Below are 21838 nucleotides of genomic sequence, written 5' to 3' on the forward strand. Positions count from 1 at the left end.
CCGGCGACGTCAGTTTTAGGCGGCGCCAGCGTCAACACCTTCGTTTGGGAGCTCCCGTGAAGCATTTCGCCCTGACTGCCGCCCTGCTGGCCGGCCTCGCCCTCAGCCCCGCCGCCTTTGCTCAGGAACAGACCGTCACCCACGCTCAGGGTGAAACGGTGATCACCGGCGTGCCGGCGAAGGTGCTGGTGTCCGACTGGGCCGCGTTCGACAACCTCAACGCCCTCGGCGTGACCGTCGCTGGCGTTCCCTCCTCGAACGCCCCGTCCTACCTCGCCGACTCCATCCCGGCTGACGCGCTGAAGATCGGCTCGCTGCAGGAGCCCGATTTCGAGGCCATCGCAGCCTCCGAGTCCGATCTCTACATCGTCGCTGCCCGTTCGCGCGCCGCTTACGACACCGCCAAGGACATCCTGCCCACCGTCGACCTGTCGATCGACAACGGCGCCCTCGTTGAAGGCGTCAAGGGCAACATCACCAAGCTCGGCGAGATCTTCGGCAAGCAGGATGCTGCCGCTGAACTCATCGCCAACCTCGATGCCAAGATCGCCGAAGTGCAGGCCGCCGCTGAAGGCAAGGGCACCGCTCTCGTGCTGGTCACCAATGCCGGCAATGTCGGCGTCTACGGTCCGGATTCCCGCGTTGCCTGGATCTACAACGAGATCGGCATGCCTTCCGCCATGGCCGAAGTCGAAGATGGCGACCACGGCGGTGACACCGTCTCCTTCGAGTTCATCCTCGAAGTGAACCCCGATTGGCTGTTCGTCGTCGATCGCGACGCCGGCGTCGGCGAGAACACCGGTGCTGCGGCCGCCTTGCTCGACAACGAACTGGTCAACCAGACCACTGCCGCTCAGGAAGGCCAGATCGTCTATCTCGATCCGCAGGCCGCCTACATCACCATGCATGGTTATGAAGGCCTGATGCTGTTGCTCGATCAGGTTCTCGAAGGCCTCAACGCCTGAGAGACTGACATTTCCTGAGGTTTGAGCCCGGCGGAAATCCTGCCGGGTTCTTGCCATTCCAACTGGCGAGACTGCCTTCGTGCGACTTCTCCTGATTGCTATCGTCGCAACCATCGTTCTGGGCTTCGCCAGCCTGTTCGTCGGCGTCACTGATATCTCCCTCTCCGGTCTGCTCGCTTCGGGTCCGGAAGACCGGCAGATGCAGGTGCTGCTGATCAGCCGCATCCCGCGCACGCTCTCGCTGATCCTTGCCGGCGCCTCCATGGCCATTGCCGGCCTCGTCATGCAGATCGTGGTCCGCAACCGCTTCGTCGAACCCGGCACCGTCGGCACCACCGAGTCCGCCCTGTTCGGCTTCCTCGTGGTGACCATGCTCGCCCCCGGCTGGCCGATCATGGGCAAGATGCTCGTCGCGGCCGCTTTCGCGCTCGCCGGCACCTTCCTGTTCCTGCGCATCATCCGCACCATCCCGCCGCGCGAAGTCCTGTTAGTGCCGCTGGTCGGCATCATGCTGTCGGGCATCATTGGCGCGGTCACCACCTTCGCGGCCTATCGCTTTGGGCTCCTGCCCTCCATGCTCGCCTGGGAACTCGGCGACTTCTCCGGCGTCCTGCGCGGCCGCTACGAGCTCCTCTGGATCGGCCTCGGCTGCACCGTGCTTGCCTATTGGGCCGCCGACCGCTTCACTGTTGCCGGCATGGGCGAGGACTTCACCACCAATCTCGGGCTTGGGTACAACCAGGTGCTGACCCTGGGGCTGATCATCGTCGCCGTCTCCAGCGCCGTGGTGCTGGTCTCGGTCGGGATCATCCCGTTCCTCGGCCTCGTCGTGCCCAACGTCGTGAGCCTTCTGGTGGGCGACAACATGCGCCGCACCGTTCCCTGGGTGGCCGTTTCGGGTGCCGCCTTCGTGCTGGCCTGCGATATCCTCGGCCGCATCGTGCGGGCGCCCTATGAGATTCCAATCGGGGTGGTCGTTGGCGTCATCGGCAGCTTCGTCTTCCTCTGGCTGCTCCTCCGTCAGAAGCGGGAGGCGGCATGACCACGATTGCGTCCGATGACACCCAAGTCGTCGCTCCCCGTTTCAAGCTGTCCCGTCCGGCGCTCGTCCTGCTGATCCTGAGCGCCCTGGCGGTCGTGTCGGTAGTCTGCTTCATGACCATCGGTGCCAAGGGCAGTTGGAGCTTCGTCATCCCCTTCCGGGGCCGCAAGCTCCTCGGCCTCATCCTGGTGGCCTATTCCGTCGCCGTCTCCACGGTGATGTTCCAGACCGCCACCAACAACCGCATCCTCACGCCCTCGATCATGGGCTTCGACCAGCTCTACGTACTGCTGCAGACTTCATTGGTCTTCTTTTTCGGCATCGGCTCGCTGGTCAGCCTCGATCCCACCGTTCACTTCACCCTCGAAGTGGTGGTCATGGTCGGCTTTGCGAGCCTGCTCTTCAGTTGGCTCTTCGTCTGGCAGGAGCGAAGCCTCCATTTGCTGGTGCTGGTCGGGATCGTGTTCGGCATCATGTTCCGCAGCCTGATCCTGTTCATGCAGCGCATCATGGATCCCAACGCCTTCAACGTGCTGCAGGACACGTTCTTTGCCAGCTTCTCGCGCATCGATACCCAGCACATGCTGTTTGCCTATGTGATCACCGGGATCGTCTCGGTGTTCATCGTGCGCATGCTGCCGGTGTTCGACGTGCTCAATCTCGGTCGCGCCAACGCCATCAACCTCGGGGTGAACTACCGCCGCAGCATCACCTCCATGCTGATGATGATCTCGGTGCTGGTGGCGATTTCGGCTGCGCTGGTGGGGCCGGTGACCTTCTTCGGGCTGCTGGTCGCCAGCCTTGCTCACTCGCTTGTGGGCACCAGCCGGCACAAATACGTGCTACCGGCAGCGGCACTGCTCGCCATCATCTGCCTGGTGGGCGGACAGACTATCCTCGAGCGCGTCTTTGAGTTCGACACCGCCCTCTCGATCATCATCGAGTTCCTCGGCGGCATCGTCTTCATCATGCTCGTATTGCGGAGAATGGCGCGATGATCGTCACCAGCGAAGTCACCAAGAACTACGGCAACAGTTGTGTCGTCGATGGTGTCTCCCTGACCCTGCCGGCCTGCGGCATCACCGCCATCATCGGCCCAAACGGTGCCGGCAAGTCGACCCTGCTCTCCATGATCAGCCGCCTCATGGGCATGGACCGCGGCAGCGTCACCGTGGATGGGCTCGATATTACCAAGACCCCCAGCGACGTTCTCGCCCGCCGCCTGTCGATCCTGAGGCAAGACAATCACATGACCGCGCGCCTTACCGTGCGCGACCTCGTCAGCTTCGGCCGCTATCCCCACTCCAAGGGGCGCCCCACCGCCAACGACCAGCGGCACATCAACGAGGCGATCAGCTATCTCGCCCTCGACGAGCTGGCTGACCGCTTCCTCGACGAACTCTCCGGCGGCCAGCGCCAGCGCGCCTTCGTCGCCATGGTGCTCTGCCAGGACACCGACTACGTCCTGCTCGATGAGCCGCTCAACAATCTCGACATGAAGCATGCCATGGGCATGATGAAGCTGTTGCGCCGGGCAGCCGACGACCTCGGCAAGACCGTGGTGCTGGTGCTGCACGACATCAACTTCGCCTCCTGGTACGCCGACACCATCGTCGCCATGAAGCACGGCAAGGTCGCCGCCCAGGGCCCGGTCAAGGAGATGATCCGCCCCGAAGTGCTCGGCCCCATCTACGAGATGGACATCAAGGTTCACGAAATTGGCGGCCAACTGATAAGCGTCTACTACGGCTGATCCAGCCGCGCTCGCGTAGACCTCATGGTGAGCCCGTCGAACCACGAGGTCGCGGCCCCGATGCCTCCGCGTCCCCGACCTCGTCCTTCGGCAGGCTCAGGGTAAGGTTTCCGCGGGTTCAAAGGCTGTACCAAATCACCCCTCGTAGCTATCCTTCCTGCCTCCGGAGGAGAGCCCATGAAGCCGTCCATCTCCATCATCACCATCGGCGTCGATGACCTCGAACGCGCCTTCGTGTTCTACCGCGCCCTGTTCGAACTCCCCGACGAAAGCATCGGGGCAGGGGAGGACCACGTCGCCTTCTTCTTCGATGACAAGTTCAGCTTCGTCCTTTTCCCGCGCGAGCAAATCGCCCAGACCGCGGGCCTCGAAACCGCCGTGGCCGGCACGCCTGGCTTCGTGCTCAGCCACCAGGCCGAGAGCCCTGAGGCCGTCGACGATATTCTTGATCGCGTTCTCGCCGGTGGCGGCTCGGTCATCACCCCCGGCACCCAGTCGGAGTGGGGTTACTCCGCCTACTTTGCCGACACCGAGGGCAATGTCTGGGAACTGATGGCCCAGCCGACGACCAACTAGAAGCCGCCGCCGGTCTTGAAGCCGGAGTGCTTGCGCGTGCCCTTCGAGCCGCTGCGCGGGCGCGAGAACCCGCCGCCCGACGAGCTGCCGCCGCCCCAGCCACCGCCGAAGCCGCCGCTGCGGGGACGGCTCCGGCCCGATGAACCGCCACCGAAGCTCGAATCCGGCCAACTGAAGCCGGCATCGATCCAGGGATTGCTGCTGCGCTGCCGGCCATTGTCCGGCAGGCCAATGCCGCCGCCCCAGTCGTTCGTACCGGCGCTCCAGTTCTGCGAACGCCGCCACTGGTCCCAGTAGGCCGCAGCCGAGATGCCGCCGCGCAGGAAGTCGTTGAGCAGGTCGCCGACCAGCCGGTCCTCGCGGAAGGTCGAGCGCGGATCATCGAAACGCTGCTTCTTGAACTCCCACTGAATGTCTTCCAGCTCGCGTCGGCGCGCCGCCAGCACCTTGAGCCGCTCGCGCTGGTCGCTTGTTTCTTCTTCCTCGGCCCGGATGCGCGAACGCGCATCGTCGATCTGCGCCACGATGGTGTCGTCCTGACCCGTGCGGGTCCGCCGGGCATCCGCCAGCAGCGTCTGGATGTCCTCGCGTCCGAGCGCCGCCGCGAGTTCACCCAAGGCGCCGCTGAAGGCGGGGTCGCGACCCTCGGCCAACTCGCTCAATGCCTTTGCTGCCTCGTCGCGGGCGTCCTCGGCATCGACGATCTGGGCGTCCAGCGCATCGATCCGCGCCTGCGATGTCTCCATTGCTTCGCGGATCGCCTTGCCCCCGGCCGCGTCGATCGCCGCCGTTTCGAGTTGGTCGAGTTCCTCTTGCCCCTTCTGCGCCAGTTCCGCCTGCCGCTCGGCATGCTCGCGCAGCCTGAGGGGAATCTCGTTCAGCACCGCAAAGTTGGGACGGGCCTTGTGGTAGCCGACGAGGTTGGCGACCATTCCGTCGAAATACCGCACCAGATTGCCGGCGCGATAGTTGGGGGTGCCGTAGCCCGCCTCCCACAGATACATGAACAGCGGATCGTCGCGGTACGGCTTGCCCTTGGCCTCCCGGTCCTGTTCGGCCTGCTGCGTCTTGCGCATGGCCTGGTCGGCCACACTGGTGAGTTCCGCGAGTTCTGCCTGTTTGGCCGCGAACACCGGGTCCTTGGCAATGCTCGCCCCGAGCCGTCCGGCCAGTGCCTTCAACTCACTCTGGTGCCGCTCATAGTCTCGCAGCGCCTCCGCGCGCTCGCCCGTCAGCCGCGCCAATGTCGCGTCTGTTTCGGCCAGCGCTCCCTCTGCCGCACTCAGCGCCTTCGCATGCGCCTTGAGCTGCTCGCGCGCCCGTGCTTCGGCGCCCGTAATCGTGCCGTCGAGTTCGCTTTGAACGGCGGGGTCGAGCCGCAATTGCGCGAGCTGCCGGAACAACTCCGCCTCGGTCTCGCGGATCTTGGTGATCCGGTCGGCCGAACGCGCCAGACGCCGGGAGATCTCGTCCTCCTCGCGCCTGATGTCGCGCATGGCCTCTTCGAGGCTGGCCAGGGCTTCGGGTCCGCGGATACTCATTGTTCTACCACTGCGTCACTGCCCCGCCGAGCACCTGGATGTTGTACTCGACATCGAGGAAGCCATAGGACTTCCGCCCGATCTCCCCGCCCTGGATGATGCCGTCGTCGCGCTTGTCGGCCGCGACCGCGTCGTAGACGCTCTCCGGCACCCGCACGCCCCACATGCTCACCGTCTCGATCTGGTTCGTCTCCTCGTTGAGGATCGGCAGCTCCAGCACGTTGCCGTCCGCGCCGACCGCCTCCACCACCACATAATAGTTGGTCGCCTCGGTGTTGATCTCGGGAAAGCTCCAGAACCCCGACTGCACCCCCGAGCGGTTGACGATCCTCAGCGTATATTCCTGCCGCAACTGGTCGCGCAGCGCTTCGAGCCGGGCCACCATCTCCTCGGCGCCCTCGCGATTGCCCTCAGCGGCAAAGGCCTTGCCGCGCTGGCGCAGGTCCTCGGCCTGAACCACCGCCGACTGCACCTTGGTCTCCTCGTAGATGCTCTGGTAGATCGCATCCATCTGCGCCGGCAGCCCCTCGGCGAGCTCGATCCGCGCCTGCTCAGCAACGTTGCCCTGGTAGGGCTGCCACACGCCGAACCAGCCGATCATGGCCACCAGCAGCACGGTGGCGGCCACCAGCACCGGCTTTCCCCAGCGCTTGCGCCCCACATACAGCCGCGCCAGCGTGGTCCCGAACCCCGGCGCGGGCGGCGTGTAGGCAAACCGGCTGTCCGCGATTGCCGCCACCCCCTCGCGCAGGATGTGGTCGGGGACCTCGATCCCTTGCTGGTGGTAGATTTCCCGCAGCCGCGCGATGAGCTGCTGCTCCTTGCCCACAGAGTCGAGCTCGCGCGCCACCAGGTCCTGCCGGTGGCGCAGCGTGTCGACCACGTCCATGGCGAGCATCACCTCGTCCAGGGGCGCTACGGGTTTGGCGGTCACGTCACTCATGCGGGGCGGTTACCTTGGCTCTGCCGTTGGCCTCAGCTGCGGCTTTCGAGCAGCAGCGCATTGCCTTCCGAGGCCAATGTCGCCAGCCGGCGCTTGCCGTCTTCCACCGCATCCCGGATTTCCGCCGAGTTCTTGGTGGAAGCCACCCGCATCTCGTTGATGATGGTGCGGCTCTTCTCCTGGAAGTTCACCACCGAATCCACCAGCTTCTTGACCGCATCCGCCCGCACCGTCGGTCCATAGCCGGCCCGCACCGCTTCCTCGGTGACCCGGTCGCCGATCTCGCTCAGCGTCTCGAGCGACTTCGACATGCCTTCCTTCATCGCGTTCAGCGTCTCGGTCGATTCATGTAGGCCGAACATGCCGGTGAACGAGGCCGAGAGCGCCGTCAGCACCGTCTCATTGGTGGAAAAGAACGAGATCGACTGCTGATACACCCGCTCCTTGGCATTGGTGGTCTGCATCAGCCGCGCCATCACCACTTCCGAGGTGTTGTAGGAGATGGTCAGGTTGTCCGAGAGGTCCTTGGCGATCTGGTAGCGCTTCTCCTCGTTCTGCATGTCCCTGAGCTTCTCGTCGCGGTCGAGTTCGAGCCGCGCCCGGTCCGCCGGCACCGTGCCGCTGTAGTTGGCGACCGCATCCGAAGCCTGCTGGAGGATGACGCGCTTCTCCTCGAGCCGCTTCTCGGCGGTCTCCAGCACTTCGAGCGCCATCACCTCGGCTTGCTTCAGCGCCCCGCGGAAGTCGCGATACGCCTCAAGAATGGTGTGCTCGCGATCGATCTGGTCCTTGGTGTCCGCGGTGACCGAGAGATAGGTGTCGCGGATCTTGTTGAACCGGGTGGCGATGTCGCCGCGGCTCACCTTCATCCACACATTGGAGGCGCGCTCGAACAGGTCGATCTTGTTGTCGCTGAGCTGGTCCACCATCCCCTTGGCGTCGTCGCGGATGGAGTCGAACCCCTTGGTGATGTCCTCGTAGCGCTCGGCGATCTTCATCGCCGCGACCTGCTCGCGCACAACTTCGTTGAAGGCGCTGGCCTGCGACAGCGTGCGCCCGATCAGCACCACGCGGGTCTCGTCGAGTTCGGTGATCTGGCTGAGCAGCCCCGTGATCGGCTGTTCGCCCTGCTGCTCGGGCCAGATGCCGAGATCGCGGATGGCGTTTACGGCCTTGTCGAGATACTGCAGCGGCGTTGCCGCCTGCAGGCTCGTCGCCGTCGTCGTGGCAGGTGCCGTGGTCGTTTCGTTGGCCATCTCGTGCTCCCGTCTTGTTGCTGCTCCGCCGCCGGGCTGGCGCGGTTGCGCTATAGATTGCGTCTGGTCCCCCGCGTGACAATTGCAACGCCGCCGCCCCCCGACTATTTAGCCGATATTGGTGCGAAAAAGCCGCAGGTGTAGGGGCACGCCCCGGGAGAGGTTCATGGAATTTGGCGGCCGCTATCGCATCGTCGCACCGCGCCAGCTTGTGTGGTCGGCCCTCAACGATGCCGCCGTGCTGAAAGAGGCCATTCCCGGCTGCGACAGCATCAACTGGGTCAGCGAGGACACGCTCGAACTCAGGATCAAGGTCAATCTCGGCGTGGTGCACCCCACCTTCACTGGTGAGCTCGTGCTGTCCGATGTCACCCCGGCGGAACGCTATACGCTTACCGGTCGCGGCCGCGGCGGGCTGCTCGGCAAGGCCGAGGCGGCCGCCGACATTGCGCTCTCCGACCTCGGGAACGACACGCTTCTGGTCTTCCTCGCCCATGGTGGCGCCTCCGGCCAGATCATGAAACTCGGCAAGGGCCTGATCGGCAATTCCGCCCAGCGGGTGATCGACGGCTTTTTCGAGCGCTTCGGAACCGCTATGGGAGCCGGAGTGGTCCCGCTCCCCGCCCCCGATTCTGCCGCGGACGGCAATGTGCCGGAAATTTGACCAGTCGGAAAAATTTGCACACTGCCCTCTTGCAGCCCGCCCGTTTCGAGTCTTCTATCCCGGTCTAGCGCAAGGCGGCTCCTGCCGAGTGCGAGACAGGGAGACCAATCAATGAAATTCGCAACTCTCACCAAGGCCATCGCCGGCGGCGTGGCGCTCAGCGCGGTCCTCACCGGCGCAGCCCTCGCCGACCCGGCGCTGATCTACGATCTGGGCGGCAAGTTCGACAAGTCCTTCAACGAAGCGGCTTACAACGGCGCCGAGGCCTGGAAGGCCGAGACCGGCGGCAATTATCTCGATCTCGAGCTGCAGAACGACGCCCAGCGCGAGCAGGCCCTGCGCCGCTTCGCCTCGCAGGGTGCCAACCCGATCGTGGTGATGAGCTTCATGTGGGAGTCGGTGCTTGGCCCGCTGGCTGCCGAGTTCCCGGACACCAACTTCGTCGTGATCGACGCCGTGGTGGATGCACCGAACGTGCAGTCGATCCTGTTCGACGAGCACACTGGCTCGTTCCTGGTCGGCGCCCTTGCCGCCATGCAGTCCGAAACCGGCACTGTCGGATTTATCGGCGGCATGGACGTTCCGCTGATCCACAAGTTCTACTGCGGCTACGCCCAGGGCGTGAAGGCCGTCAACGCTGACGCCACCGTCATCGAGAACTACACCGGCACCACCCCGGCTGCCTGGAACGATCCGGTCACCGCCGGCGAACTCGCCCGCGCTGCCGTCGACCAGGGCGCTGACGTCGTCTTCGCCGCTGCCGGCGGTTCCGGCCTCGGCGTGCTGCAGACCATGGCCGATGCCGGCAAGTACTCGATCGGCGTCGACAGCAACCAGAACTACCTGCACCCCGGTTCGGTGCTGACCTCGATGCTGAAGCGCGTCGACAACGCCGTGATCAAGGCCTTCAACGAAGCCGGCGACGACGCCACCTTCACCCCCGGCCTCACCACCCTCGGTCTCGATGGCGACTTCGTCGGCTACGCCGTCGACGAGCACAATCAGGACCTGATCACCGAGGACATGATCAGCCAGGTCGAAGCCCTCAAGGCGCAGATCGTTTCGGGTGAAATCGAAGTCCACGACTACACCACCGATTCGAGCTGCCCGGCCTAAGCCCAGCGGATGAGCGATCTGAACAAAACTTCGCAGCGGCCGGAAACGGCCGCTGCAACCGTACCGGCCAACGGCTGGGCCATCGAGCTTGAGAAGATCAACAAGCGCTTCGGGCCGGTCCACGCCAACAAGGACATCGACCTCAAGGTCGAACGCGGCACCATCCACGGCATCGTGGGTGAGAACGGTGCCGGCAAGTCCACCCTCATGTCCATTCTCTACGGCTTCTACACCGCCGACAGCGGCACCATTCGTGTCAATGGCGCGGTCGCCGACATCACCGACAGCAGCCAGGCCCTCGCTTTGGGCATCGGCATGGTGCACCAGCACTTCATGCTGGTCGACAATTTCTCCGTCCTCGAGAACGTCGTGCTCGGCGCCGAGGATTCGGGGCTCCTCAAGCCCAGCCTCGACCGCGCCCGCCGCGAACTCGACCGGCTCGAGCACGAATACAATCTCGAGGTCGATCCCGACGCCATTATCGAGGACATCTCGGTCGGCCAGCAGCAGCGCGTCGAGATTCTGAAGGCCCTCTATCGCGGCGCCGAAACGCTGATCCTTGACGAGCCGACCGGCGTGCTGACGCCCAAGGAGGCCGACGACCTGTTCCGCGTGCTTCGCACCCTGCGCGAGCAGGGCAAGACGGTGATCCTGATCACCCACAAGCTGCGCGAGATCATGGCCATCACCGACAATGTCTCGGTCATGCGTCAGGGCGAGATGGTCGCCACCGTCAAGACCAGCGAAACCTCGCCGGAACACCTCGCCGAACTCATGGTCGGCCGCCGCGTGCTGCTGCGCGTCGAAAAGGACGCCGCCAATCCCGGCCAGACCCTGCTCGAGGTCCAGAACCTCGTCGTCGCCGACGACATGGGCCATGTCCGCGTCAAGGACGTGAGCTTCTCCGTCCGCGCCGGGGAGATCGTCGGCATTGCCGGCGTCTCCGGCAACGGCCAGTCCGAACTGCTCGAAGCCGTCACCGGCATGCGCGATCAGAAATCGGGCAAGGTCCTGGTCAACGGCAACGAGATGCACCTCAGGGGCGACGACGGCGCTGCCCGCGCCCGGGCCGCCGGCATTGCCCATGTGCCCGAAGACCGCCAGCGCATGGGCCTGGTGACGAGCTTTTCCGAGTGGGAAAACGCCATCCTCGGCTATTCCGGCAGCCCCGAATACGGCAACGGCGCCATGCTCGACATCGCCGCCGCCAAGCGCAAGGCCGAGGAGCACATCAGGACCTTCGACGTGCGCCCCGCCGACATCAATCTCAAGACTTCGCTGTTCTCCGGCGGCAATCAGCAGAAGATCGTGCTGGCGCGCGAGATGGACCGCGATCCCGATGTGCTGGTCGTGGGTCAGCCCACCCGCGGCGTCGACATCGGCGCCATCGAATTCATCCACAATCAGATCATCAAGATGCGCGACGCCGGCAAGGCCATCCTCCTGGTCTCGGTCGAACTCGACGAGATCCGTTCGCTGGCCGACCGCATCCTCGTCATGTTCGACGGCGTCATCGTCGGCGAAGCCGACCCCGCCACCGCCACCGAAGGTGAACTCGGTTTGATGATGGCCGGCATCAACAACAAGGTAGCCGCTGAATGAGTGCGCTTCGGCCGCTTCCTCGCTGGGCCGACGTGGCCCTTCTGCCGGTGCTTAATCTGCTTCTGGCAATGCTTGTCTCCGGTCTGGTGGTTCTCGCCATCGGCCACAATCCGTTCACCGCGATCTGGGCCATCGTCACCGGTGCCTTCGGCAACGGCTACAATATCGGCTACACGCTTTACTACGCCACCAACTTCGTCTTCACCGGCCTCGCCGTGGCGCTCGCCGCTCATGGCGGGCTGTTCAACATCGGCGGCAACGGGCAGGCCTATGTTGCCGGCCTCGGGGTGATCATCGTCGCCCTGGCGCTACAGGACACCCACTGGCTGGTGGTCGCTCCGGTGGCGCTCCTGGCGGCCGCCCTGTTCGGCGGCGCCTGGGCCTTCATCCCCGGTTACCTCCAGGCCAAGCGCGGCAGCCACGTCGTCATCACCACCATAATGTTCAACTTCATCGCCTCGGCGCTGATGATTTACATGCTGAACCGGGTGCTGAAGCCGGCCGGCGTGTCGGGGCCGGAATCGGCGATGATCGCCGAAGGCGGGCGCATGCCCAAGCTCGGGCAGTTCTTCCCGCCCTTCAACTACACCCCCGTGAACCTCTCGATCGTGGTCGCCATCCTGGCACTGATCGGCGTCTACGTTCTCATCTGGCACACCCGCTTTGGCTATGCCCTGCGCGTCATGGGGCAGAACCCCACCGCCTCGCGCTATGCCGGCATTTCCAACTCCAGGATGATCATCATCACGATGACCCTGTCTGGGGCTCTAGCCGGCATGGTGGCGTTCAACGAAGTGCTGGGCGTACAGAACCGGCTGGTGCTCGACTTTGTCGCCGATGCCGGCTTCGTCGGCATCGCCGTGGCGCTGATGGGCCGCAACCATCCCATCGGCATTGCCTTGGCAGCGCTGCTCTTCGGCGCCCTCTATCAGGGCGGCAACGAACTGCAATACGTCATCTCGGGGCTCGACCGTACCGTGGTCGTCATCATTCAGGCCTTGGTGATCCTGTTCACCGGCGCCATGGAAGGGCTGTTCCGCCCCGGCCTGCAGCGGACGCTGATGCTGTTCTCGCCCGAGCAGAAGGCGGAAGCGCTCGAGCGCGAAACCGTCAAGTCGGAGAGCTGAGCCATGGATATCGCGTTCATTCTCTCCCTGCTCGACGCTACCCTGCGCCTCTCGACGCCGCTGCTGCTCGCCTGCCTTGCGGGCCTCTATTCCGAACGCGCCGGCGTCTTCGACATCGGTCTTGAAGGCAAGATGCTGATGGCGGCCTTCGCCGCCGGTGCCATGGCTGCCGTCACCGGCTCCGCCTGGGCCGGGCTCGGTGCCGCCCTGGTCATTTCCATCATGACCGCAACACTGCAGGGGGCAGCCGCCATCACCCTGCGGGGCAACCAGCTCATCGCCGGCGTTGCCATCAACATGCTCGCGGCGGGCCTCACCACTTTCCTCGGCCAGCAATGGTTCCGCCAGGGCGGCCGCACCCCGCAGCTTTCGGGGGAGGGTCGGTTTGGGGCCATCCAGCTCCCCTTCGCCCAGGAGCTTTCGGGCATCCCGATCATCGGTCCGATCTATGCCGACCTGATCTCGGGCCACTACATCCTGGTCTACATCGCCTTCCTCGCGGTGCCGATCACCGCCTATGTGCTTTACCGCACCCGCTTCGGCCTGCGCCTGCGCGCCGTGGGCGAGAACCCCAAGGCGGTCGATACGGCCGGCATTCCGGTCAACCGCCTCCGCTACCAGGCGGTGCTGATCACCGGCCTTCTCTGCGGCTTTGCCGGCGCCTACTTCTCGATTGCGCAAGGCTCCGGCTTCGGCAACAACATGACCGCCGGCCGCGGCTTCATCGCCCTTGCGGCGCTGATCTTTGCCAAGTGGAAGCCGGTCCCGGCCATGTTCACCTGCCTGCTCTTCGGCTTCCTCGAAGCGCTGCAGATCCGCTTCCAGGGCGCCGAGTTCGGCGGTATCGAAGTCCCGATCCAGGCCATCCAGGCGCTGCCCTATGTCCTCACCGTCGTCCTGCTCGCCGGCTTCATCGGCAAGGCCGTCGGCCCCAAGGCCGGCGGCGTGCCCTACACCAAGGAGCGGTAGACCCGTGAACCCCCATAGACCTCATGGTGAGCTTGTCGAACCACGAGGTCGCGGCCACCGCGCTTACGACCTCGTCCTTCGACAGGCTCAGGATGAGGTCTACTGAAGGTTCAGCAATGCTGCTCAACGAAAACGACCAAGCCCTCTTCACTGCCGCCGAGGCAGTCCGCGCCCGCGCCTATGCGCCCTATTCCAAGTTCCAGGTGGGCGCTGCCATCCTCGCCGACGACGGCAACATCTATGCCGGCTGCAATGTCGAGAACGCCGCCTATCCCGTCGGCAACTGCGCTGAGCCGAGTGCCATCGCCGCCATGCTGGCCGGCGGCGGCAAGCGCATCCGCCGCATCTACGTCACCGGCCCCGGCACCGTGCCGGTCACCCCCTGCGGCGGCTGTCGCCAGCGCATCCGCGAGTTCGCCGATCTCGACGTGGAAGTGATCTCCCATGGCGTCGACGGCGAACCGCTGGTTCAGACCCTCGGCCAGTTGCTGCCCCACAGCTTCGGCCCGGAGTTTCTCGGCCGCTAGTTCCGGACCGGATCGCCTATTCATCGTCCCCTGCCCCTCCGGGGAGAGGGCCAGGGTGAGGGGCATCTCCACCCGCTCGATGTCGCCCCTTTCTCGACACGCCGTTCAGCTAGCCCTAGACTTGCTGCAGCATCAGCGCATCCGACCTGTTGGAGGAATTCATGAGTCTCAAGGTCGTCGACAGCAATCGTTCAGAAAGCGTTCATAAACGCAATCCGGGCTTCCCGCTCGACCTCGACTGGGTCGGCCGTGTGCGCATGAATCGTTCGGCGCTGGAGCGTCGTGCCTCCACCATCGGTGCCCGCCGCACGGTGAAGAAGGACTACCAATTAGCCTGGCTCCTCAAGGCCATAACGCTGATCGACCTGACCACGCTCAACGCCGACGACACCCCCGGCCGCGTCGAGCGCCTCTGTGCCAAGGCCCGCCACCCGCTCCGCCACGACATTGTTCAGAAACTCGGGGTCGAGACCCTCCGGATCCTCCCCGGCGCCGTCTGCGTCTACCACACCTTCGTCCGCACCGCAGTGCAAGCCCTTGAAGGCACAGGCATTCCCGTCGCCGCAGTCTCCACCGCCTTCCCCCACGGCCTCGCTCCAGTCGAGACCAAGATCGCCGAAATCGAGGCCTCGGTACGCGACGGCGCCGAGGAAATCGACATCGTCATCGAGCGCGGCATGGTTCTGCGCGGCGACTGGCAGGCGCTCTACGATCAGGTCCGCGCCTTCCGCAAGGCCTGTGGCGACGCCCATATCAAGACCATTCTCGGCACCGGGGAACTGGCCACCCAGACCAACATCGCCAAGGCCTCGCTGGTCTGCATGATGGCCGGCGCCGACTTCATCAAGACCTCGACGGGCAAGGAAAAGGTCAACGCCAATCTCGTGACCTCGCTGACCATGATCCGCATGATCCGCTGGTTCGCCGAGGAAACCGGCATCGAGATCGGCTACAAGCCGGCCGGCGGCATCGCCACCGCCGGGGACGCGCTCAAATACATGGCGCTGATGAAGGAGGAACTCGGCACGCACTGGTTGCAGCCGCACCTGTTCCGCTTCGGCGCCTCTTCGTTGCTCACCGACATCGAACGCCAGCTCGAACATGGCCTGACCGGCCATTACGCCGCCGACTACCGCCAGCCGATGGTGTGAGGACCGCCATGAACAAGATCGCCCAGATTTTCGAAACCCTCGAATACGGTCCTGCCCCGGAAGCCCCGGATCAGGCTTATGCCTGGCTCGACTCCCACGACCGCCGCTTCGGCCACTATATCGACGGCGCCTGGACCGAGCCCGGCACCACCTTCTCCTCCGACAACCCGGCGACCGGCGAGAGCCTCGCCCAGATCACCGACGGCAGCGCGGAAGACGTTGATCGTGCCGTGGCGGCCGCTCGTGCCGCCTTGCCCGGGTGGAGCGCGCTTTCGGGCTACCAGCGCGGCAAGTACCTCTATGCCATCGCCCGCGCGGTGCAGAAGCACGCGCGGCTGTTCTCGGTTCTGGAGTCGCTCGACAACGGCAAGCCGATCCGCGAGTCGCGCGACATCGACATCCCGCTCGTCGCCCGCCACTTCTACCATCACGCCGGCTGGGCCACTCACCTCGAGCGCGCCTTCCCCGACCACGTCCCCTACGGCGTCTGCGGCCAGATCATCCCGTGGAACTTCCCGCTGTTGATGTTGGCCTGGAAAATCGCACCTGCGCTCGCTGCGGGTAACGTTGTGCTGCTGAAACCTGCCGAATTCACCTCACTGACGGCGCTGTTGTTTGCCGAAATCTGCGACCGGATCGGGCTGCCCAAGGGCGTCGTCAACATCGTCACCGGCCAGGGCGACACCGGCGCCGCCATCGTAAACCATTCCGGCGTCGACAAAATCGCCTTCACCGGCTCCACCGAAGTCGGCAAGATCATCCGCGCTGCCAGCGCCGGCACCGGCAAGGGCCTCAGCCTCGAACTCGGCGGCAAATCCCCCTACCTCGTCTTCGAAGACGCCGACATCGACAGCGCCATCGAGGGTCTGGTCGATGCCATCTGGTTCAACCAGGGCCAGGTCTGCTGTGCCGGTTCGCGGCTTCTGGTGCAGGAGTCGATCGAAGAACAGTTCCTCACCCGCCTAAAGCGGCGCATGGCAACGCTCCGCGTGGGGGATCCTCTTGATAAGTCAGTGGATATCGGCGCGCTGGTCGCGCCGGTTCAGGTGGAACGCATCCGCGATCTGATGAAGCGCGGGGTCGCCGAGGGTGCCCATGTCTATGAGCCCGATGGCGATGTGCCGAGCAATGGCTGTTTCCTCAAGCCCGCCCTCGTCACCAATGTCTCGCCCGCCAGCACCTTGGTGGCCGAGGAAATCTTCGGACCGGTGCTGGTCGCCATGAGCTTCCGCACGCCTGAAGAAGCGGTGCAACTCGCCAACAACACCCGCTACGGTCTTGCCGCCACCGTGTGGAGCGAGAACATCAACCTCGCCCTCGACATTGCCCCCAAGCTCAAGGCGGGCGTGGTGTGGATCAACGGCACCAACAATTTCGACGCCGCCGTCGGCTTCGGTGGCTACAAGGAGTCCGGCTTCGGTCGCGAAGGTGGCCGCGAGGGCATGGGCGCCTACCTCAAGCCGAAGTGGGAGAAGGCGTTGAAGCCCGCTGCCGCACCCTCGCCGGTAACGGCCGCCGTCAGATCTGCGAACCCGCTCGACAGCGACCACCTCGACCAGACCGCCAAGATGTACATCGGCGGCAAGCAGGCCCGCCCCGACAGCGGTTATAGCCGTCCGGTGCTCGGCTCTGACGGCACGCTCGTCGGTGAAGTCGGCGAGGGTAACCGCAAGGATATCCGCAACGCCGTGGAAGCGGCTCGCTCTGCCTCCGGCTGGGCGAACACCGCGGCGCATTCGCGCGCCCAGATCCTCTACTTCCTCGCCGAGAACCTCGACTACCGCCGCGCAGAGTTCGCTGCGCGCATCAAGGCGCAGACTGGCGAGGACGGCGAGGCAGAGGTCGATCTTGCGGTCGAGCGCCTGTTCGGATTCGCCGGCTGGGCCGACAAGTACGACGGCGCCGTGCACAATCCGCCCCCCCGCGCCGTCGCCGCGGCTATGGTCGAGCCGCTCGGCGTGCTCGGCATCGTCGCACCTGAAGTCCGGCCGCTGCTCGGCTCTGTGGCGCTGCTCGCTCCTGCGATCGCCATGGGCAACACCGTGGTCCTGGTCCCGTCCAGCCGTTCGGCGCTGTCGATGACCGACTTCTACCAGGTGCTCGAAACCTCCGACGTGCCGAACGGCGTCGTCAACATCGTCACCGGCGATCCGGCAATACTGGCCAAGACCCTGGCCGAGCACGATGGCGTCGACGGCCTCTGGCTCATGGGTTCGGTCGAGACCTCGGCGTTGGTCGAAAAAGCCTCCACCGGCAACCTGAAACAGACCTGGACCAGCCGCGGCCTCGACTACGATTTCGCCGATCCGCGTTTCGCTGGCGACTACCTCCTCGGCAAGGCGACGCAGGTCAAGAATGTCTGGATCCCCTACGGCGCCTGAGCCGGCAGGGGCTCCTCGTCTTCCCGGTGCGGCAGGAAGATCATCTCCAGCAGCGCCAGGAGCATGATGCCACCGATCATGATGGCTGAGGTGAGCACAACGCGCTGCACGATCACCTCCAGCGCATCGCGCCCGCCGGAGGTGGCTGACAGCACCATCACCAGCGCCGTCGAGCAGATATACTGGTAGAGCAGGGGACGCTGCTTGCCCGTCGTCATCTTGTCGATCAGCCAATAGGTGACCAGCGCCAGCAGCAGGATCAGGATGGGCGTCTCAGGAACCACGCTGTAGACGGCCATCACCCCCGCTGCGATCAGCCCCCCGACAACCGTGCCGCCACCCCGGTCGATGACCTGCTTGCGGCGCGAGCCGTGGTCCGGCTCCGCGCACACGAACAGCAGCATGATCGGCACCACCATGAGGTTCATGTCGCCGCTGGCATAGGTCAGCAGCAGGACCGGGAGGTAGACCGCCAGGCGAATCATCAACGCCGTCCCCGGCTTGTCGGTCTCGAGGGGGGTGGTGACCTCCACATGCACGCGACGGGTCTGGGGTGGGAACATCAGGTTGAGTCCGACAACGCCGGCAAACAGCGCCACCCCGCCCATCACCATGCTGTCGCGGATCACCGCCAGCGCGTAGTCGCTGTAGAGCGCCGACATGGCCATCATCATCGGGAAAACCGTCAGCATCATGCCGCCGCGCGAGCCACGGAACAGCATCAGGGCCATGCCTGCGATCATCAGCAGCACGTTGATGAAGACGAAGGCCAACGGCTCGTTCACCGTCACTGCCGCGAGCCAGCTGAAGACGATGGAGATGATGGGCAGAATGATGGGCGCGGCGAAGGTGCGCGGGCTGAGAGCGCCGCGCTGCACTGACATGATGCTCATGGCCATGACCACCGGCAGCATTGGCATGGTGATCCCGAGCGGCTCGGCCAGCAACAGACAAAGCGCGACTGCCAAGGCGCTGCGCAGCGCCAGATAAGGGTCTTCGTTGGGGTCGACCTTCGGGAGCTCTTCCATAGAACAGCCCGCCTAGTTGAAGCCGGCCATGAAGCCGCCGAAGCCCATCAAGGTGCGAGCAATCATGGGGATGATGCCATCCTCCGGAATGATCAGCACGCCGGCTTCCGAACCCAGCCGCACATTGGCAGGCAGACCGGACAAATCGTCGAGCTTGATACGCACCGGGATCTTGCGCGCGGGCGGGAACCAGCGGGTGTCGGTGGTGGGCTGGGAAAGCCCGTTGACGCTGGTGCGGCCGCTGCTGATGCCCCAGGCGACACTTTCGACCGTACCGGAGAATTGACGTCCGGGAGCCGCTTCGAAGGTCACGATCGCCTCGTCACCCGGCTCCACATTGATCAACTGGTTCTCGCGCAGATCCACGATCACCATTTGCGTTGCCGGGTTGATGAAGGTGAGGGCCGGCGTTCCAGCGCCAACGAACTGGCCTTCGGTGAGAGACAGGTTGGTGACGTATCCGTCATGCGGCGCCGTCACCGTCGTGCTGGCAAGTGCAAACTCGGCTTTTTCCAGCGTGGCCTGGGCCGTCAGCACGTTCGGATTGGTCTCCACGGAAGTGCCCGTGGCGACGCGCAGGCGCTCCACCTCTGCGGTGGCAGCGGCGACGTTGAGTGCGCTGTTCTGCTGGTTGCTGATGGCCTGGCTCAGCTTGGCCTCGGCCACGAGACCTTTCTCTGCGAGCTGGCGAGCCCGATCGAGGTCGTCGTTGGCCATCGACAGTGCCAATTGGGCCTGCTCGAGCTTGGCTTCTGCCGCAGGGATTGCCGCCAGACTCGAGTGAACGGTGTTCAACACCTGGTCCAGTTGTCCCCGTGCCTGCTGGACATCGAATTCATATGGGGTGGGATCGATTTGGAACAGGATTTGACCGGCCTTGACCTCGGCATTGTCCCGCACCGCCACATGGCTAACGGGTCCCGCTACCCGCGAGGCGATCTGTGTCACTTCGGCAGTGATGGAGCCGCCGCCTGCATAGGGCGCGTGGTGGTCCGACAGCGGGTACCACGCGAAACACGCTACCAGCAGGACCAGCAGCAACAGCGCAATGCGACCGGCCTTCTTGCGGCTGCGGTTCGGCTTGCCTGCGGGTTCCGGTTCCGAAACCGCAGATTGCGTTCCAGGTGAAGCTGCCTCTATGGACCGGACGTTGGTGCCAACAGGGGCGCTGGTATCGAGCCGGGTTAACTCGCCACGCGTTTCCACCTGGTCATCGTTCCCCGTCAGCTTGACCTGTGCCATCCTGTCATCCTCTGTCTGCTCCAGAGCTGGGGATGTAAGGTGTGCCGATTAGCTTTGCAATAAAGATACTTTTGGGCATAGCTAATTTGCATGTGAGGAATGGTGAATGGATCAGGTGGACGAACTTGAGGACTTGTTGCGCGAACTCTCCGCCGAGCTTGGCCAGGTCTATCGCTGGGCCGCCGAGCAGGCGGGCGTCAACCAGACCGACCTCATGAGTCTTTATTTCATCCGCAGTTCCGAAGGGTCCGCGACCCCGAAGGCTCTGGCCGAACATCTGGGTTTGACCAGTGGCGCGACGGCCATCCTGCTGAACCGGCTGGAAGCCCGTGGCCTTATCCAACGCACCCCGCACCCCACCGATAGGCGGGCCGTGCTCCTGTCACTAGGAGCAGGCGCCAGTGAGAAGGGGTTGCTCGACCTGCGCGAGACCGTCCGCCGGCTCAATGGTTCCGTTATCGACGAATTGACCGCCGAAGAAGCCGAGGTGGTAAAGCGATTCATGCACCGTCTGTTGGCCAATACACGCGATTCCCTGCGTCGCATCCGCTCGCAGGAAGCCAAGGGCGCGGATCATCTGCCCTGATCACACCGGCTGTTTTCTGCCGCGTGGAACTGACATAGGGTCGGGCATGGCCTTTCTTCCGCAAGAAGTCATCATCCGTAAGCGCAACGGCGAGCCCCTCGCCGGCGAGGAAATCGCGCGTTTCATCGCCGGCTTTGCCGAGGGTACGGTCTCTCATGCTCAGGCAGCGGCTTTCGCTATGGCGGTCTATTTCCGCGACATGAGCATGGACGAGCGTGTGGCGCTCACCCTGGCCATGCGCGATTCCGGGACCGTCCTCGACTGGTCCGATCTCGACGGACCCGTTGCGGACAAGCACTCGACCGGCGGCGTCGGTGACAACGTCTCGCTGATGCTGGCACCGATCCTCGCGGCCTGCGGGATCTACGTGCCGATGATCTCGGGGCGCGGCCTCGGCCATACCGGCGGCACGCTCGACAAGTTCGACTCCATACCCGGTTACCAGACGCAGCCCGGCAACGATCTCTTCCGCCAGGTGGTGAAGGAGGTCGGCTGCGCCATCATCGGCCAGACCGCCGATCTCGCCCCGGCCGACAAGACGCTCTACGCCATTAGGGACGTCACCGGCACCGTCGAATCCATCGCGCTGATTACCGCTTCCATCCTGTCCAAAAAGCTCGCTGCGGGACTGGGCGCCCTCGTGCTGGACGTCAAGAACGGTTCAGGTGCGTTCATGTCCACGCTTGAGCAATCGGAGAGCTTGGCACGCAGTCTTGTCGCCGTGGCCAACGGAGCCGGCCTGCGCACCACGGCACTGATCACCGACATGAACGAGCCGCTGGCCAGCGCCGCCGGCAATGGCCTGGAGGTGCGCAACGCCGTCGACTTCCTGACGGGTCGGCATCAGGATACCCGCCTTCGCGAAGTCACACTCGCCCTCTGCGCCGAAATCGCCCTGGCGGCCGGAGCTGCATCCGAGATTGCCGCCGCCAGCAGCCTGGTCGAGGAGGCGCTCGACAGCGGCCGCGCCGCCGAGCGCTTCGGGCGCATGGTCACGGCGCTGGGTGGCCCTGCGGACTTCATCGACCGTATGGACAGCTACCTCGCCCCCGCGCCCATTGTGCGCGATGTCTTCGCGACCGCGGCGGGCACGGTTGCGGCCATCGACACACGCGGTGTCGGAATGGCCGTCGTTTCCCTCGGGGGCGGCCGTACCACGCCCACGGACACAATCGATCATCGGGTCGGTTTTGACCGCCTCGTGGGGCTCGGCGCCGCCGTCGATACCGCAACACCCATCGCCCGCATTCATGCCGCTGACGAAGAGAGCGCCACCGATGCGGAGCGCCGGCTTGTCACCGCCTACCGGCTCGGCGAGTCCGCACCGACACATCCGCTGATCGCCGGCCGCATCACCGCTTCGGAGTAG

The 21838-nt window shown here is 64.7% G+C and carries 20 protein-coding genes; 15 read left to right on the forward strand and 5 right to left on the reverse strand.

What is annotated here, in order from left to right:
- Positions 1-56 precede the first annotated feature (56 nt).
- From ACFSX5_RS11360 to ACFSX5_RS11380, 5 genes are all read left to right on the forward strand, one after another.
- On the forward strand, positions 57-965 hold the full coding sequence (locus ACFSX5_RS11360) for a siderophore ABC transporter substrate-binding protein (protein WP_386833548.1): 909 nt from the start codon (positions 57-59) through the stop codon (positions 963-965).
- 79 nt (positions 966-1044) lie between these two features.
- On the forward strand, positions 1045-2007 hold the full coding sequence (locus tag ACFSX5_RS11365) for an ABC transporter permease (RefSeq protein ID WP_386833549.1): 963 nt from the start codon (positions 1045-1047) through the stop codon (positions 2005-2007).
- Positions 2004-3005 carry an iron chelate uptake ABC transporter family permease subunit gene (locus tag ACFSX5_RS11370; RefSeq protein ID WP_386833550.1) on the forward strand — a complete coding sequence of 334 codons (1002 nt, stop codon included), beginning with the start codon at positions 2004-2006 and terminating at the stop codon, positions 3003-3005. Before ACFSX5_RS11365 ends, ACFSX5_RS11370 begins: the two co-directional genes overlap by 4 nt.
- Complete coding sequence (locus tag ACFSX5_RS11375) at positions 3002-3760, forward strand: iron ABC transporter ATP-binding protein (RefSeq protein ID WP_386833551.1); 759 nt, start codon at positions 3002-3004, stop codon at positions 3758-3760. Before ACFSX5_RS11370 ends, ACFSX5_RS11375 begins: the two co-directional genes overlap by 4 nt.
- 177 nt (positions 3761-3937) lie before the next feature.
- Positions 3938-4336, forward strand: a complete 399-nt coding sequence (locus ACFSX5_RS11380; RefSeq protein WP_386833552.1) for a VOC family protein — start codon at positions 3938-3940, stop codon at positions 4334-4336.
- Here the strand turns inward: ACFSX5_RS11380 and ACFSX5_RS11385 are convergent.
- Genes ACFSX5_RS11385 through ACFSX5_RS11395 form a run of 3 tightly spaced genes read right to left on the reverse strand, consistent with a single transcriptional unit; the run spans position 4333 to position 8076 of the window.
- Positions 4333-5877, reverse strand: coding sequence for a hypothetical protein (locus tag ACFSX5_RS11385; protein WP_386833554.1), 1545 nt, complete (start codon positions 5875-5877; stop codon positions 4333-4335). The genes ACFSX5_RS11380 and ACFSX5_RS11385 overlap by 4 nt on opposite strands.
- Positions 5878-5881: 4 nt before the next feature.
- Complete coding sequence (locus tag ACFSX5_RS11390) at positions 5882-6820, reverse strand: DUF6384 family protein (RefSeq protein ID WP_386833555.1); 939 nt, start codon at positions 6818-6820, stop codon at positions 5882-5884.
- A gap of 32 nt (positions 6821-6852) precedes the next feature.
- Complete coding sequence (locus ACFSX5_RS11395) at positions 6853-8076, reverse strand: cell surface protein (RefSeq protein ID WP_386833556.1); 1224 nt, start codon at positions 8074-8076, stop codon at positions 6853-6855.
- Between the two features lie 166 nt (positions 8077-8242).
- Between ACFSX5_RS11395 and ACFSX5_RS11400 the strand changes: the two genes are divergently transcribed.
- The 8 genes from ACFSX5_RS11400 (at position 8243) to ACFSX5_RS11435 (ending at position 17613) form a co-directional block, all read left to right on the forward strand.
- Positions 8243-8740: a CoxG family protein gene (locus ACFSX5_RS11400; RefSeq protein WP_386833557.1), complete on the forward strand. Its 498-nt coding sequence runs from the start codon at positions 8243-8245 to the stop codon at positions 8738-8740.
- A gap of 111 nt (positions 8741-8851) precedes the next feature.
- Positions 8852-9856 carry a BMP family lipoprotein gene (locus tag ACFSX5_RS11405; RefSeq protein ID WP_386833558.1) on the forward strand — a complete coding sequence of 335 codons (1005 nt, stop codon included), beginning with the start codon at positions 8852-8854 and terminating at the stop codon, positions 9854-9856.
- A 9-nt stretch (positions 9857-9865) separates the two neighbouring features.
- Positions 9866-11458, forward strand: a complete 1593-nt coding sequence (locus ACFSX5_RS11410; RefSeq protein WP_386833559.1) for an ABC transporter ATP-binding protein — start codon at positions 9866-9868, stop codon at positions 11456-11458.
- Positions 11455-12585, forward strand: a complete 1131-nt coding sequence (locus ACFSX5_RS11415) for an ABC transporter permease (RefSeq protein ID WP_386833560.1) — start codon at positions 11455-11457, stop codon at positions 12583-12585. Before ACFSX5_RS11410 ends, ACFSX5_RS11415 begins: the two co-directional genes overlap by 4 nt.
- A 3-nt stretch (positions 12586-12588) precedes the next feature.
- Complete coding sequence (locus ACFSX5_RS11420) at positions 12589-13554, forward strand: ABC transporter permease (RefSeq protein WP_386833562.1); 966 nt, start codon at positions 12589-12591, stop codon at positions 13552-13554.
- Between the two features lie 92 nt (positions 13555-13646).
- On the forward strand, positions 13647-14081 hold the full coding sequence (locus tag ACFSX5_RS11425; RefSeq protein ID WP_386833563.1) for a cytidine deaminase: 435 nt from the start codon (positions 13647-13649) through the stop codon (positions 14079-14081).
- A 161-nt stretch (positions 14082-14242) separates the two neighbouring features.
- Entirely contained in the window at positions 14243-15232 is a 990-nt protein-coding gene (deoC, locus tag ACFSX5_RS11430) for a deoxyribose-phosphate aldolase (RefSeq protein ID WP_386833564.1), read from the forward strand.
- An 8-nt stretch (positions 15233-15240) separates the two neighbouring features.
- Positions 15241-17613, forward strand: coding sequence for an aldehyde dehydrogenase family protein (locus ACFSX5_RS11435; protein ID WP_386833566.1), 2373 nt, complete (start codon positions 15241-15243; stop codon positions 17611-17613).
- Here ACFSX5_RS11435 and ACFSX5_RS11440 read toward each other — a convergent pair.
- Positions 17601-18641, reverse strand: coding sequence for an FUSC family protein (locus ACFSX5_RS11440; RefSeq protein ID WP_386833568.1), 1041 nt, complete (start codon positions 18639-18641; stop codon positions 17601-17603). The two genes, ACFSX5_RS11435 and ACFSX5_RS11440, sit on opposite strands and share 13 nt — an antisense overlap.
- Positions 18642-18653: 12 nt before the next feature.
- Positions 18654-19883 (reverse strand): HlyD family secretion protein, encoded by a 1230-nt coding sequence (locus ACFSX5_RS11445; protein WP_386833569.1) that lies wholly within the window; start codon positions 19881-19883, stop codon positions 18654-18656.
- Positions 19884-19989: 106 nt separating this feature from the next.
- Between ACFSX5_RS11445 and ACFSX5_RS11450 the strand changes: the two genes are divergently transcribed.
- On the forward strand, positions 19990-20469 hold the full coding sequence (locus ACFSX5_RS11450) for a MarR family winged helix-turn-helix transcriptional regulator (RefSeq protein WP_386833570.1): 480 nt from the start codon (positions 19990-19992) through the stop codon (positions 20467-20469).
- A 46-nt stretch (positions 20470-20515) separates the two neighbouring features.
- Positions 20516-21838, forward strand: coding sequence for a thymidine phosphorylase (gene deoA, locus ACFSX5_RS11455; RefSeq protein WP_386833571.1), 1323 nt, complete (start codon positions 20516-20518; stop codon positions 21836-21838).

The sequence above is a fragment of the Devosia albogilva genome, from assembly GCF_042685625.1.
Lineage (GTDB): Bacteria > Pseudomonadota > Alphaproteobacteria > Rhizobiales > Devosiaceae > Devosia > Devosia albogilva.

Coding starts and splice junctions, on each gene's coding strand:
- ACFSX5_RS11370 (WP_386833550.1), top strand. CDS start 2,004: ATGACCACGATTGCGTCCGATGACACCCAAGTCGTCGCTCCCCGTTTC.
- ACFSX5_RS11375 (WP_386833551.1), top strand. CDS start 3,002: ATGATCGTCACCAGCGAAGTCACCAAGAACTACGGCAACAGTTGTGTC.
- ACFSX5_RS11380 (WP_386833552.1), top strand. CDS start 3,938: ATGAAGCCGTCCATCTCCATCATCACCATCGGCGTCGATGACCTCGAA.
- ACFSX5_RS11385 (WP_386833554.1), bottom strand. CDS start 5,877: ATGAGTATCCGCGGACCCGAAGCCCTGGCCAGCCTCGAAGAGGCCATG.
- ACFSX5_RS11390 (WP_386833555.1), bottom strand. CDS start 6,820: ATGAGTGACGTGACCGCCAAACCCGTAGCGCCCCTGGACGAGGTGATG.
- ACFSX5_RS11395 (WP_386833556.1), bottom strand. CDS start 8,076: ATGGCCAACGAAACGACCACGGCACCTGCCACGACGACGGCGACGAGC.
- ACFSX5_RS11400 (WP_386833557.1), top strand. CDS start 8,243: ATGGAATTTGGCGGCCGCTATCGCATCGTCGCACCGCGCCAGCTTGTG.
- ACFSX5_RS11405 (WP_386833558.1), top strand. CDS start 8,852: ATGAAATTCGCAACTCTCACCAAGGCCATCGCCGGCGGCGTGGCGCTC.
- ACFSX5_RS11410 (WP_386833559.1), top strand. CDS start 9,866: ATGAGCGATCTGAACAAAACTTCGCAGCGGCCGGAAACGGCCGCTGCA.
- ACFSX5_RS11415 (WP_386833560.1), top strand. CDS start 11,455: ATGAGTGCGCTTCGGCCGCTTCCTCGCTGGGCCGACGTGGCCCTTCTG.
- ACFSX5_RS11420 (WP_386833562.1), top strand. CDS start 12,589: ATGGATATCGCGTTCATTCTCTCCCTGCTCGACGCTACCCTGCGCCTC.
- ACFSX5_RS11425 (WP_386833563.1), top strand. CDS start 13,647: ATGAGGTCTACTGAAGGTTCAGCAATGCTGCTCAACGAAAACGACCAA.
- deoC (WP_386833564.1), top strand. CDS start 14,243: ATGAGTCTCAAGGTCGTCGACAGCAATCGTTCAGAAAGCGTTCATAAA.
- ACFSX5_RS11435 (WP_386833566.1), top strand. CDS start 15,241: ATGAACAAGATCGCCCAGATTTTCGAAACCCTCGAATACGGTCCTGCC.
- ACFSX5_RS11440 (WP_386833568.1), bottom strand. CDS start 18,641: ATGGAAGAGCTCCCGAAGGTCGACCCCAACGAAGACCCTTATCTGGCG.
- ACFSX5_RS11445 (WP_386833569.1), bottom strand. CDS start 19,883: ATGGCACAGGTCAAGCTGACGGGGAACGATGACCAGGTGGAAACGCGT.
- ACFSX5_RS11450 (WP_386833570.1), top strand. CDS start 19,990: ATGGATCAGGTGGACGAACTTGAGGACTTGTTGCGCGAACTCTCCGCC.
- deoA (WP_386833571.1), top strand. CDS start 20,516: ATGGCCTTTCTTCCGCAAGAAGTCATCATCCGTAAGCGCAACGGCGAG.